Genomic DNA, 12,022 nt, shown 5'->3' with positions numbered 1-12,022 from the left:
CTGATTGGCGCGGGCTAGGATGGCGCGACCCACCACGAGTTCGATGGCGACCGCTCGCGCCAAGCCTGCGGCGCGGCGCAATGTTCTGCCCGGCCGCCTCAGCCCCGGCATGGCCTGCGACACCGCGTTCCGGATCATCGCCCGCCGCCACCTCGATGCCGTCCTCGCCCAGCACGACGGCACCTGCCACGGCGATCCGGAGGCGCTGCATCAGATCCGGATCGCACTGACGCATCTGCGCACCGCCATCCGCTTCTTCTCGCCCATGGTCGACGATGCCCTGCGGCCGAATGTCTGGGCCGAACTGAAATGGCTGAACAGCCAGCTCGGCATGGTGCGCGACCTAGACGTGGCGATCGAGCGGGTTATCGCCGAAAGCGGAGGCGAGCTTGACGTGATCGCCGAGCTTCAGCATTGGGACGAGAAGCGCGCCGAGAGCCACCGCCTGCTGGCGCGCGCGCTGCAATCGGCGCGGTATCGCCGTCTTGTCGAGCAGACCTCCGCCTGGATCGAGAGCGGTCCTTGGTCGACCCGGCGCAGCAAAGAGGCCATCCGATTGCGCCGCTGCCCGCTTGCCGACCACGCGACGGCGCAGCTCACGGAATGGGAAACGACGCTACTCAGGAAGGCGCGGAAACTCCGCAAGCTCGACGTCGAAAAGCGGCACAAGCTGCGGCTTCTCAACAAGCGGCTGACCTATTCGATCGAATCGCTAGAGGATTTGTTTGCAGACGAATCGCTGACCGAACAGAAGTCGATCCTCAAGCAATTGCGCAAGGCGCAGAAGTCCCTCGGGCAATTGAACGACGATGCGCGAGGGCAAACCCTGGCAGCGTCACTGAACGAGGCCGTCCCCGAGGCGGGCATTCGCTTCCTCAACCGGAAGCGCCAAAAGAAGCTGTTGCGGACCGCCTCGAACGCCTACCGGAAACTGGACAAGGCCAAGCCGTTCCGCTCCTCCGACCTCGCCCCGAATGCGGAGCCCGAAGATTAGGTGCGGACCAGCTTGACTTGGGTCAAATCAGCTTCCTGCCAGTGACCTAAGCTCCACACATCGATATTCGTGTGAACTTGCGGAGCTTCCCCATGCGCGCCCACCAGATCATGACCCGCTCGGTCATCTCGGTTGCCCCCCACACCAGCATCGTCGAGGCGGCAAACATCATGCTGAAGCGGCACGTCAGCGGCCTCACCGTGGTCGACGATGCCGGCAAGCTGGTCGGCGTGGTCTCCGAGGGGGATTTCGTCCGCCGCAGCGAAATCGGCACCGGGCGCAAGCGAGGCCGCTGGCTGCGGTTCATCCTCGGGCCCGGCACATCCGCCAGCGATTTCGTCCACGAACATGGCCGCAAGGTCTCGGAGGTGATGACCGCCTCGGTCGTGACCATCACCGAGGATACGGCGCTCGCGGAGATCGTTGATCTCATGGAACGGAACAACGTAAAGCGGCTGCCGGTGGTGCGCGGCGACAAGGTCGTCGGCATCGTCTCGCGCGCGAATTTGTTGCAGGCGGTGGCGGGGCTCGCCCGCGAGGTACCGGATCCGACGGCCGACGACGATCACATTCGCGGCCGTATCATCGACACCATGGAGAAAAACGACTGGTGCCCGTTCGGACTGAACGTCATCGTCCGGGACGGCATCGTTCATCTCAGTGGTGTCATCACCGAGGAACGCGCGCGTCAGGCCGCCGTCGTTGCGGCGGAGAACGTCGAGGGCGTCAAGAAGGTGCACGACCATCTGTGCTGGGTCGACACCGTATCGGGCGTCTATCTGAATTCGCCCGAGGACGACGATCTCGCCAGGGCCAGCTAGGCGCGAACCGAAGGCGGCTTAGCGGGGAATGACAGCGGTGGCTTCGATCTCGACGCGCGCCGCCTTCTCGACGAGGCGGACGACCTGCACCAGCGCCATCGCAGGATAGTGCGCACCGAAGGTGGCACGGTAGCTCTTGCCGAGCTCCCTCAGGTTCGCCAGGTATTCGTCCATGTCGACGACGTACCAGGTCAGCCGCACGAGGTGCTCGGGCCGCGCACCCGCCTCCGCCATTATCTCGGCGATGTTGCTCAGCGCTTGGCGCACCTGCGCGACAAAGCCGTCCGCGAGACGCTCCTCGGCGTCCCAGCCGATCACGCCGCCGGTGACGACGATGCGCCCCTCGGCGGCCATGCCGTTGGCATAGCCTTTCGGTAGCGGCCAGCCGGACGGTTGGAGCACCTGCGCCCTGGAGCCGGTTTCGTCCTCGGCTGCTGTCGGCAGCACCGCGAGATGCGGGCCTTTCGGCGTCGTCACGGACAATTCTTCATCCTTCTCTTATTCCGCCGCAACGCCAGAGGACGTCGCTGCAGCCTGCGCCAACTGCCGCAGGGCAAATCGCTTCAACTTGCCGGTCTCGGTCTTCGGCAGTTGCGCCACGAACTCGATCGCGCGCGGATATTTGTAAGGCGCAATCTCACGTTTGACATGCTCCTGCAACTCCGCTGCGAGTTGAGCGTCCGGCGTCACGCCGGGGGCGGCGATGACATAGGCCTTCACGATCATGCCACGCGCCTCGTCCGGCGCACCGACGACGCCGCACTCGGCTACGGATGGATGCGTCAGCAGCGCCGCCTCCACATCCGTGCCCGCGATGTTGTACCCGGCTGACACGATCATGTCGTCGGAGCGCGACTGGTACCAGAAGTAGCCGTCGCTATCCATCAGATAGGTATCGCCGGTGATATTCCAGCCGTTCTGGACGTATTTGCGCTGCCGCTCGTCGGCGAGATAGCGGCAGCCGGTCGGGCCACGCACCGCGAGCCGCCCCATCGTGCCCGGCGGCAGGTCATTGCCGTCGTCATCGACGATTTTTGCTTCGTAACCCGGCACGGGTTTGCCGGTTGCGCCGGGACGGATCTCGTCCACGGTCGCGCTGATGAAGATGTGCAGCAGCTCGGTCGAACCGATGCCGTCCATCAGCTTGATGCCGGTGGACTTGAGCCAGGCATCGAATGTCGGCTTGGGGAGGGTCTCGCCCGCAGAGACGCACTTTCGCAGCGAGGAAATGTCGCGACCTGCGAGCTTGCCGATCATGGCGCGATAGGCGGTCGGCGCGGTGAAGCAGACCGAGGTCTTGTATTGCTCGATCGCCGTCAGCATGTCGTCCGGCGTCGTCTTCTCCAGCACGACGAAGGAAGCGCCGATATGCATCGGAAACAGCACGCCGCCGAAGCCGAAGGTAAAGGCGAGCGGCGCTGAACCGACGAAGCGATCCTTCTGCTCCGCCCTCAAGATGTTGTGCGCATAACCGTCGCAGACCGCCAGCATATCCCGATGGAAATGCATGGTACCCTTGGGATCGCCCGTCGTGCCCGACGTGAAGGCAATCAGGCAGATGTCATCGGCGGCGGTATCGACCGACTTGAACTCCGGGCTCGCATCAGCAATCAGCGACTCGAGCGAGTCCGACGCGCCGTTGCCCCAATAGACCACGTGCTTGAGGCCGGGCGCCGCCGCTTTCGCCTTCTCCATCTCCTCCGAGAGTTTTCCATCGCAGAGCGCCAGTGTAATCTCCGCCTTCTGGATCGGATAAGATAGTTCCTTGGCGCGCAGCAGAGGCATGGTCGCCACGACGATGCCGCCAGCCTTGATCACCGCGAGATAGGTCGCAACCATCATCGGATTGTTGGCGGAGCGCAGCAGCACGCGTCCGCCGGTTACGAGACCAAGCTTGCGAACCAGCACGTTGGCGATGCGGTTCACGAGCGCTTGCAGCTCGCGATAGGTGTAGCTGACGGCCGGACTGATGACGCACGGCGCGTCGCCGTGGCCCTGCTCGACCCAGCGGTCGAGAAAATAGCTGACGCAGTTCAATCGCGGCGGGTAGTGCAGCTCCGGCCGCGTGAAGATGAATTCGGGCCAGAACTCTCGCGGCGGCAGATGCTGCCGTGCGAACGTATCGACGTGGGCTGTCGCGGCGTTGCCGTCATACGAGCCCGACTCTTCAGCCTTAGCGGCGTTGGCCATCGCACGCTCCTTTCAGCATGGAAAGCACCCGGCAGCATCATATGGGAAACATTTTAGGCTTAAAACAATTCGGCGCAATAGCGGATTTTGGGCATCCCATGCATTTTCCTGCGGCAAGGTGGTGGGACTGGCGGGGTGCCCCGCTGGCGGACTACGGCCGGCGGCGAGCGGCCGATTTCTGCGCCGACGCCTTTGTCTTGGCCAGGAGCCGCATCAATTCGCGGACGTCCTTCGGGGTCAGGTCGGCGAAGAGATCGGCGATCCAGGTCTCGTGCTCCGCAGCCATCCTGCGAAACTCGGCGCGACCCAGCTTTGTGAGGCGGATCACCTGGACGCGGCGGTCCGTCTCCGAGGTGCGCCGGTCGAGATGGCCCGATTCCACCAGCCGTTCGACGAGGCCGGTGACGTTGCCGTTGGACACCATCATGCGCTTGGAGACGTCGGACAGCGTCATGCCATCGGGCGCCTTGTCGAGCTGCGCCATCAGGTCAAACCGAGGCAGCGTGACGTCGAAGCGCTGTCGCAGGCGGCCACGGACTTCGCCTTCGATCAGGGTGGTGCAGGTGAGCAGACGCAGCCACAGCCGAAGCTCTTCGGCGTGGTCCTCCGGCGTCTCGACGGCCTTGGTCTCGGAATCGAGCATCTCGATGCAGTCACTCATGGCCGGCCCTGGCGCCAGCACGGATTCCCCAACGTTTTGAGCTTCAAATAAATCGGCCCCGGCCGCAAGCCTAAAGCTGCAACAATCGACCGCACCGAATTTCTTTAGGCTTCAAATAATTGGCGCGCCGCTTGCATGCGCCACCGCCCGCAGGATGGCCACGCCTTGAGCTTGCTTGCCGCGGCCGCCATCATCGGCATAAGCTTGGATTGGAGTACGCGGCTTGCTGCGCAGGCCCGATCGTCACGGGGGACACATCATGAAGACGCAAATGACCTTGGCCGCTGCCGCCCTGCTGCTCGGCACCGCGGTGAGCCCTTCCCTCGCCCAGGAGAAGATCAAGCTGGGCGTGGTCGTGACCCTGTCGGGCCCCGCCGCCGCGCTTGGCCAGCAAGTCCGCGACGGCTTTGCGCTCGCCGTGAAGGATCTCGGCGGCAAGATGGGCGGCCGAGATGTCGAGGTGATCGTCGCCGATGACGAGTTGAAGCCCGACGCAGCGGTCACGAAGGTCAAGGGCCTTCTGGAGCGCGACAAGGTCGACTTCGTGGTGGGCCCGATCTTCTCCAACATCCTCCAGGCGATCCACCGCCCCATTACGGAGTCCAAGACGTTCCTGATCAGCCCCAACGCCGGCCCATCGACTTTCGCCGGTAAGGACTGCAACCCGTTCTTCTATGTGACGTCGTATCAAAACGACCAGGTCCACGAGATCCTCGGCAAGGTCGCGCAGGATCGCGGCTACAAGCGCATGTATCTGATGGTGCCGAACTATCAGGCCGGCAAGGATTCAGTGGCGGGCTTCAAGCTCGACTACAAGGGCGAGATCGTCGAAGAATCCTACATGCCGCTGAACACGCTGGACTTCCAGCCGGAACTTTCCAAGATCTCGTCGCAGAAGCCCGATGCGCTGTTCACGTTCATGCCGGGCGGCCTCGGTGTCAATCTCGTGAAGCAATACCGGCAGGCCGGCCTTGCCGACAGCATTCCGGTGCTCTCGGCTTTCACGGTGGATGAATCGACCTTGCCGGCGCAGCAGGATGCGGCCGTCGGCATGTTTGGTGGCGCGAACTGGGCGCCCAATCTCGACAATCCCCAGAACAAGAAGTTCGTCGCCGCCTATGAAGCCGCCTACAACGTCGTGCCCGGCACCTACGCTTTCCAGGCCTATGACGCCGCGATGCTGATCGACAGCGCGGTCAAGGCCGTGAAAGGCGATCTCTCGAACAAGGATGCGGTTGGGGCTGCGCTGAAGAAGGCCGACTTCACCTCTCTGCGCGGCGCCTTCAAGTTCAACACCAACGGCTATCCGATCCAGGATTTCTATCTGACCAAGGTCGCCAAGCGTGCGGACGGCAAGTTCCAGACCGAGATCGTTCAGAAGGTCTTCGAGAACTATGGCGACCGCTATGCCAAAGACTGCAAGGCGGCAAACTAAGCCGCACCGCATTACGGGAGGACTGCAATGAAAAGCGAAATCACCGGCATCACACGGGCCAATGAAGGGATCCAGGGCATTTCCTGGAACATCCTCGGCCAGACCTATGTGCCGAAGAGCAATACCGAGCACAGCTTCTCCTGGCACGCGACATTGCCGCCGGGCACATTCGTGCCGCCGCACATCCATCCCGACCAGGATGAGTATCTCTACATGCTCGAGGGCAAGCTCGACTTCGTGCTCGGCAATTCGGAGTCGCAGGCGACCGCGGGCGATCTGATCCGCCTCGGCATGGGCGTGCCGCACGGCATCTTCAACAAGTCGGAGCAGACCGCAAAGGTGCTGTTCTGGGTGTCGCCGACCCGCAAGCTGTTCGACCTGTTCTGGGGCCTTCACAACATGAAGGAACAGAAGCCGGAGGACGTGGTGGCGATGGCCGCAGAGTTCAACATCCACTTCCTGCCGCCGCCGCCCGGCGGCTAGCAGCGAGCCTTAAGCGCGCACCGCCGCAAGTCCCGGCACGGCGGCGAAGCCGGCCTTGGTGGCATAGCCGCGCACGATCGCCTCGCGCTGGGAATAGCTCAGCACATTGTCGACGTTGTCGAAGCCATCGGGTGCAAGCTGCTCGACGGCGTCGATGACGCCCTCGGGGCCGCCGCGCCGGTTGGAGCGGACGATGTCAGCGGTCATCGGCAGACGCTTCTTCTCATATTCAAGCAAAGCCTGGCGCGGATGCTCGGCGCGCACCAGCGCATCGGCAAGGCAGCGCGCGTCGAGGATCGCCTGAGATGCGCCGTTGGAGCCGACCGGATACATGGGATGCGCGGCATCGCCGAGCAGCGTAACGCGCCCGGACGACCAGTAAGGCAAGGGATCGCGGTCGCAGGTCGGATATTCGTAGAACTCGGGCGTTGCCGAGATCAGGCTCTTGACGTCGATATAGGGCACCGAGAAGCGCGCGACATGCGGCATCAACTCCTCGCGCCGGCCGGGCCGCGACCAGTCTTCCTTCCGCGGCGGCGGGGCATTGCCCTCGCCGACCTTCACCAGCACCGCCCAGTTGGTGAGACGGCTCGCCGGACTCGATCCCTCTGCGATCGGATAGATCACCACCTTGGCGTTGAGGCCGCCGGCCACGATCATCGACTTGCCGGTGAGGAACAGCGGCCAATCGCGCGCACCGCGCCATAGCATCAGGCCGTTCCAGCACGGCGGTCCCTCGTTCGGGAACAGCGTGTCGCGAACGCGTGAATGGATGCCGTCAGCGCCGATCAGGATATCGCCGCGCGCAGTATGGATGTGCGCGCCCGAGCGGTCGAAGAAATAAGCGGTGACGCCGCCCTCGTCCTGCGTGAAGGCGCCGAGGCGGCAGCCGGTGTGAATTGCCTCGGGCCCGAGCCGCTCCTCGACGGCGCGATGGATGACGCCCTGAAGGCGGCCGCGGTGAATCGAGAATTGCGGAACGTCATGGCCGGCGTCGATGCCGCGGGCTTCGCGCCAGACCTCCTGGCCGTGGCGATTGAGGTAATAGAGCTGGTCGGTGCGGATCGCGACGTCGTCGAGCTGCTGGAGGAGACCGAGGCCGGCAAGCTCCCGCATCGCATGCGGCAGCGTGTTGATGCCGACGCCGAGCTCGCGGATCGTGTCGGCCTGCTCGAAAATCTCGCACCCGATGCCGCGCGAGCGCAGCATCAATGCCGTGGTGAGACCACCGATACCGCCACCGACGATAATCGCCTTCATCGCCCTAACTCCACTCGAAATACGCGAGGCAATGGGGCTAAAGTCGCACGGGCGGTCACTCCGCCGCAAGCGGCTTTGTCGCCTCCGCCTTGGGCTCGGCCCGGGTCTTGGGCTTAGCCTTAATTCTCAGCTCCCCGAGATGCTGCCGATCGCGCACGCTGTTGCGGAAAATCTGATCTTTCCGGGCAGGTATTGCGGCGGAGCCCCGTTGCTGGCTTCCCGCAGCAGGTCCGGGGCTCAGTCGCCCCTGAAGACCGGCTTGACCTTGTTGGCGAACGCTTCAAAGGCGCGCTCGAAATCCGCCGTGGTCATGCACAGCGCCTGGGCAACGGCTTCCGCTTCGATCGCCTCTTCAATCGACATCGCCCACTCCATCGCCAGCATCCGCTTGGTCATGGTGTTGCCGAAGGTCGGGCCTTCCGCGACCTGCTTGGCCAGCAACTGCGCCTGCGGCAGCACCTGCTCGGGCGTGACGATGCGGCTAAAAAAACCCCAGCGCTCGCCCTCGTCCGCGGTCATGAACCGGCCGGTGTAGAGCAGCTCGGAGGCGCGCGACTGTCCGATGATCCGCGGCAGGATCGCGCAGGCGCCCATGTCGCAGCCGCCAAGGCCGACTTTGTTGAAGAGGAACGCGACCTTCGCGCCGCTCGCCGCAAGCCGCATATCCGATGCCATCGCGATGATCGCGCCGGCGCCGGCGCAGATGCCCTCGACCGCTGCCACAATGGGTTGAGGGCAGGCCCGCATCGCTTTGACGAGGTCGCCGGTCATCCGCGTGAAGGCGGTCAGCCCCTTGGTGTCCATCTTCACGAGCGGGCCGATGATCTCGAACACATCGCCGCCGGACGAGAAGTTACCGCCGGCGCCGGTGACGATGATGGCCTTGACTGCATCATCGAAAGCGCAGGCGCGGAAGAAATCCGTCAGTTCCCGATAGCTTTCGAAGGTCAGTGGATTCTTCCGCTCGGGACGGTTGAGCGTCACCGTGGCAACGCCGTCGACCACCGCCAGCAGGAAGTGCTGCGGCGAATAATCTGCGAGCGGCACGGTCACAGGATTGGCTGGTCTGCTCATGCGATCTCCTAACTATGTTTGTTCCGCGCTACTAGATTTCGCCGCCTGCGACTGCAATCGCCTGCCCGGTGATCGCACCAGCGCCTTCGCCGCACAACCAAAGCACTGCGTCAGCCACCTCTTGAGGCGTGATCAGCCGTCCCTGCGGATTGTGCTTCGCGAGCTCGGCGATCGCCTGCTCGCGGCTCCTGCCGGTCTTCTTCATGATGTTTTCAATGCTGCCGGCGACCAGATCGGTGTCGGTGAAGCCCGGACACACCGCATTCACAGTCACATTGCTTCCGGCCGTCTCGAGGGCAAGAGAGCGCACGAGACCGACGACGGCGTGCTTCGCCGCCGTATACGCGCTGACATAGGCGTAGCCCTTGAGCCCCGCCGTCGAGGCAATCGCGACGATGCGGCCATAGGGACGATCCTTCATGCCCGGCAGAACGCCCTGGATGGCATGGACAACGCCCATGAAATTGACGTCCATCATGCGCGCAAACAGGGCAGCGTCCGATTTCGCGAACGGCGCGGATTCTGCACTTCCCGCGTTGGCGATCAGGATGTCGATCGGCTTTCGCGCGCTCGCTTCAGCGATAGCGGCCTTCAGTGATAATTCGTTCGAGACGTCGGCGATCGCAGCAAAATGCGCGGCACCTGCGCTGACCGCCTCTTCTAGAACAGCGGCGTTCCGGCCGAGCACCGTCACGGTTGCGCCTGCCCCGACAAGAGAGGCTGCGATGGCGCGGCCAATGCCGCGACCGCCACCGGTCACGAGCGCGTGCGGCGAGTGCGGCAATCCGGACATGCGCTGGCTCCTTGGCTCTGCTGATCGTTCCTCGATATATTTTAACCTTCAAGTTTTTGCAACGAAGGTGCAGCAGTGCCGCGAACGCCTTCGCGCGAGAGACCGGCCCGAAAATTGCTTTAAGTATAAAATTATCGCTTCCCATCCCCCACAGGCCTGTTAGCATCGCCCGGCCGAGCAAAAGGATGTCGCGTGTCGCAGCCTGCGCCAATGATAACAAAAGACGGCCGCTTCGCCTATGAAGCCGCGGGCGATCCGGACGCGACACCCCTGATCTTCCTGCATGGCATTGGCGGCGCGGCACGGGCCTGGCGGCAGCAGCTCGCGAGATTCAGCACCCAGTTCCGCGCCATTGCATGGGACATGCCGGGCTACGGCGGATCGGCGCCGCTCGCCAGCGTCAGCATCGCGGCCCTTGCCGATGCGCTCCAGCAATTCATTGAGCAGCTTGGTGCGACCACGCCAATTCTGGTCGGCCATTCGATCGGTGGCATGATCGTCCAGAAATGGCTGGCGCAATCTCCGAAGCTGGCCCGCGCGGTCGTCCTCGCGCAGACCAGCCCGGCCTTCGGCAAGGCCGATGGCGATTGGCAAAAATCGTTCATCGCGGCGCGGCTTGGGCCGCTCGATCGCGGCGAGACCATGAAGTCGCTGGCTCCTTCCCTGGTGAAGGAGCTTGTCGGCGACGATCCTGATCCGAAGGGAATGGAGCTTGCGCGCGAGTGCATGGCAAGCGTGCCCGAGGCGAGCTATCGCGCCATGATGCTGGCTTTGATGGGCTTCGATCAGCGCAGCACGCTCAAGGACATTTCCGTCCCGACGCTGTTGTTGTCCGGCTCCAAGGACAACAACGCGCCTGCTACCATGATGGCAAAGACGGCAACATTCATTCCCTCTGCCGAATATGTCGAGTTGGCTGGGGTCGGCCATCTCGCCAACCTTGAACGCCCTGACGCGTTCGACGAAGCTCTCGGCCGGTTCCTGAATTCCGTCGCAACCAAAACGTAGGGTGGCTGCGCAATGACCATGCAAGTCAGAAAGAACATCGGCGCAACCGACAAGGTCGCGCTGGATGCTCCGATCTTCGATCCCGTCGCATTCCGCCTGAACGACGAGCAGGCCGGCGTCATCGCGCGCGCCCGCGAGATCGGCCAGAGCGTGTTCGCTGGTCGCGCGGCGACTTACGATCGCGAGGCGATCTTCCCGACAGAGAATTATCGCGACCTGCATCGCGTCGGCCTGCTCGGCATCGCGGTGCCCAAGAAGCATGGCGGGCTCGGCGCGAACTATCAAACTTACGCACTGGCAGCAGCGGAAATCGGCCGCTATTGCGGCGCGACCGCCCTCACCTGGAACATGCACGTCTGCTCGACCCTGTGGTCAGGTCCGCTCGCCGACGATCTCGACATGGACGCGGAGACCCGCGCCGAGCACGAGCGGCGGCGCGCGGTTCATTACAAGCGTATCGTCGAGGATGGCGCGATCTACTCGCAGCCCTTTTCCGAGGGCGGAGCGGCCGCGGCCGGCGGTGTCGCGTTCGGCACGGAAGCAAAGCCCGTAAAGGGCGGTTGGATCGTCAACGGCAAGAAGATCTTTGCATCGCTGTCCGGTCATGCCGACTACTACGGCGTGCTCTGCACCGAGATGGAGGAGGGCGAAAAAGCCTCGCGCCGCAACACCCTTTACCTCGCGATCTCCGCGAAATCGGACGGTGTCTCGGTAGTCGGCGACTGGGATCCGCTCGGCATGCGCGGTACAGTCTCTCGCACGCTGCTGTTCAAGGACGTGTTCGTCCCTGAGGATTCCGCGCTGATGCCGCGCGGCGTCTATTTCCAGGCGGCGATGCGCTGGCCTCACATGTTCCTGACGCTGTCGCCGACCTATATGGGCCTGGCGCAAGCCGCCTATGATTTCACCGTGCGCTATCTTCGCGGCGAGGTACCGGGCATGCCGCCGGTCAAGCGCCGGATGTACCCCACCAAGCAGATCGCGGTCGCGCAGATGCAGATCAAGCTCGAGCAAATCAAGGCGATCTGGTTCCAGGCCGTCACCGAGGCCCGCGCCAATCCAAGCAAGGAGCAGGAATTGCGCGCCTATGCCGCGCAATATTCGGTGATGGAGGGCGCCAATGAGCTCGCCGCGCTCGCGATCCGCACCTGCGGCGGTCAGGCCATGCTCCGTTCACTGCCGCTGGAGCGCATCTATCGCGACAGCCGCTGCGGCTCGCTCATGCTGCCCTGGACCGCCGAGCTCTGCCTCGACCGGATCGGGCGCGAGGCGCTGTACGAGGCCGGTGAAACGGACGACTGAC

Annotated in this window: 12 protein-coding genes; 6 read left to right on the top strand and 6 right to left on the bottom strand. The window is 63.7% G+C overall.

Annotated features, from left to right (window positions below):
• Positions 1 to 19 precede the first annotated feature (19 nt).
• Together ABIB95_RS35580 and ABIB95_RS35575 are read left to right on the top strand one after the other, a co-directional pair.
• Positions 20 to 994 (top strand): CHAD domain-containing protein, encoded by a 975-nt coding sequence (locus tag ABIB95_RS35580; protein ID WP_354246546.1) that lies wholly within the window; start codon positions 20 to 22, stop codon positions 992 to 994.
• A gap of 92 nt (positions 995 to 1,086) precedes the next feature.
• Positions 1,087 to 1,815, top strand: a complete 729-nt coding sequence (locus ABIB95_RS35575; protein ID WP_354246544.1) for a CBS domain-containing protein — start codon at positions 1,087 to 1,089, stop codon at positions 1,813 to 1,815.
• An 18-nt stretch (positions 1,816 to 1,833) separates the two neighbouring features.
• Here the strand turns inward: ABIB95_RS35575 and ABIB95_RS35570 are convergent, their stop codons facing one another.
• The 3 genes from ABIB95_RS35570 to ABIB95_RS35560 all read right to left on the bottom strand — a co-directional run bounded on the left by ABIB95_RS35570 (position 1,834) and on the right by ABIB95_RS35560 (position 4,666).
• Positions 1,834 to 2,292, bottom strand: coding sequence for a RidA family protein (locus ABIB95_RS35570; RefSeq protein WP_354246541.1), 459 nt, complete (start codon positions 2,290 to 2,292; stop codon positions 1,834 to 1,836).
• Positions 2,293 to 2,313: 21 nt separating this feature from the next.
• Positions 2,314 to 4,005 carry a benzoate-CoA ligase family protein gene (locus ABIB95_RS35565; RefSeq protein ID WP_354246539.1) on the bottom strand — a complete coding sequence of 564 codons (1,692 nt, stop codon included), beginning with the start codon at positions 4,003 to 4,005 and terminating at the stop codon, positions 2,314 to 2,316.
• Between the two features lie 151 nt (positions 4,006 to 4,156).
• Positions 4,157 to 4,666, bottom strand: coding sequence for a MarR family winged helix-turn-helix transcriptional regulator (locus ABIB95_RS35560; RefSeq protein ID WP_231142628.1), 510 nt, complete (start codon positions 4,664 to 4,666; stop codon positions 4,157 to 4,159).
• 259 nt (positions 4,667 to 4,925) lie between these two features.
• Between ABIB95_RS35560 and ABIB95_RS35555 the strand changes: the two genes are divergently transcribed.
• Both ABIB95_RS35555 and ABIB95_RS35550 read left to right on the top strand, forming a co-directional pair.
• Positions 4,926 to 6,101 carry an ABC transporter substrate-binding protein gene (locus tag ABIB95_RS35555; protein ID WP_354246536.1) on the top strand — a complete coding sequence of 392 codons (1,176 nt, stop codon included), beginning with the start codon at positions 4,926 to 4,928 and terminating at the stop codon, positions 6,099 to 6,101.
• 27 nt (positions 6,102 to 6,128) lie between these two features.
• Complete coding sequence (locus tag ABIB95_RS35550; RefSeq protein ID WP_028149662.1) at positions 6,129 to 6,584, top strand: cupin domain-containing protein; 456 nt, start codon at positions 6,129 to 6,131, stop codon at positions 6,582 to 6,584.
• Positions 6,585 to 6,593: 9 nt separating this feature from the next.
• Here ABIB95_RS35550 and ABIB95_RS35545 read toward each other — a convergent pair whose 3' ends face one another.
• From ABIB95_RS35545 to ABIB95_RS35535, 3 genes are all read right to left on the bottom strand, one after another.
• Positions 6,594 to 7,844 (bottom strand): flavin-dependent oxidoreductase, encoded by a 1,251-nt coding sequence (locus ABIB95_RS35545; RefSeq protein WP_028156622.1) that lies wholly within the window; start codon positions 7,842 to 7,844, stop codon positions 6,594 to 6,596.
• 237 nt (positions 7,845 to 8,081) lie between these two features.
• A complete protein-coding gene (locus ABIB95_RS35540) occupies positions 8,082 to 8,918 on the bottom strand; it encodes an enoyl-CoA hydratase family protein (RefSeq protein ID WP_354246533.1) in 837 nt (278 codons plus the stop codon).
• 31 nt (positions 8,919 to 8,949) lie between these two features.
• Entirely contained in the window at positions 8,950 to 9,711 is a 762-nt protein-coding gene (locus ABIB95_RS35535) for an SDR family NAD(P)-dependent oxidoreductase (RefSeq protein WP_014493755.1), read from the bottom strand.
• 210 nt (positions 9,712 to 9,921) lie between these two features.
• Here ABIB95_RS35535 and ABIB95_RS35530 point away from each other — a divergent pair, with 210 nt between their 5' ends.
• Both ABIB95_RS35530 and ABIB95_RS35525 read left to right on the top strand, forming a co-directional pair.
• On the top strand, positions 9,922 to 10,719 hold the full coding sequence (locus ABIB95_RS35530; protein ID WP_354246530.1) for an alpha/beta fold hydrolase: 798 nt from the start codon (positions 9,922 to 9,924) through the stop codon (positions 10,717 to 10,719).
• A gap of 12 nt (positions 10,720 to 10,731) precedes the next feature.
• On the top strand, positions 10,732 to 12,021 hold the full coding sequence (locus ABIB95_RS35525) for an acyl-CoA dehydrogenase family protein (RefSeq protein WP_354246527.1): 1,290 nt from the start codon (positions 10,732 to 10,734) through the stop codon (positions 12,019 to 12,021).
• Position 12,022 lies beyond the last annotated feature (1 nt).

It is taken from the genome of Bradyrhizobium sp. LA2.1, assembly GCF_040547725.1.
GTDB lineage: Bacteria > Pseudomonadota > Alphaproteobacteria > Rhizobiales > Xanthobacteraceae > Bradyrhizobium > Bradyrhizobium barranii.
This window is presented reverse-complemented; position numbering and strand designations above follow the sequence as displayed.

Coding starts and splice junctions, on each gene's coding strand:
- ABIB95_RS35580 (WP_354246546.1), top strand. CDS start 20: ATGGCGCGACCCACCACGAGTTCGATGGCGACCGCTCGCGCCAAGCCT.
- ABIB95_RS35575 (WP_354246544.1), top strand. CDS start 1,087: ATGCGCGCCCACCAGATCATGACCCGCTCGGTCATCTCGGTTGCCCCC.
- ABIB95_RS35565 (WP_354246539.1), bottom strand. CDS start 4,005: ATGGCCAACGCCGCTAAGGCTGAAGAGTCGGGCTCGTATGACGGCAAC.
- ABIB95_RS35560 (WP_231142628.1), bottom strand. CDS start 4,666: ATGAGTGACTGCATCGAGATGCTCGATTCCGAGACCAAGGCCGTCGAG.
- ABIB95_RS35555 (WP_354246536.1), top strand. CDS start 4,926: ATGAAGACGCAAATGACCTTGGCCGCTGCCGCCCTGCTGCTCGGCACC.
- ABIB95_RS35550 (WP_028149662.1), top strand. CDS start 6,129: ATGAAAAGCGAAATCACCGGCATCACACGGGCCAATGAAGGGATCCAG.
- ABIB95_RS35545 (WP_028156622.1), bottom strand. CDS start 7,844: ATGAAGGCGATTATCGTCGGTGGCGGTATCGGTGGTCTCACCACGGCA.
- ABIB95_RS35540 (WP_354246533.1), bottom strand. CDS start 8,918: ATGAGCAGACCAGCCAATCCTGTGACCGTGCCGCTCGCAGATTATTCG.
- ABIB95_RS35535 (WP_014493755.1), bottom strand. CDS start 9,711: ATGTCCGGATTGCCGCACTCGCCGCACGCGCTCGTGACCGGTGGCGGT.
- ABIB95_RS35530 (WP_354246530.1), top strand. CDS start 9,922: ATGATAACAAAAGACGGCCGCTTCGCCTATGAAGCCGCGGGCGATCCG.
- ABIB95_RS35525 (WP_354246527.1), top strand. CDS start 10,732: ATGACCATGCAAGTCAGAAAGAACATCGGCGCAACCGACAAGGTCGCG.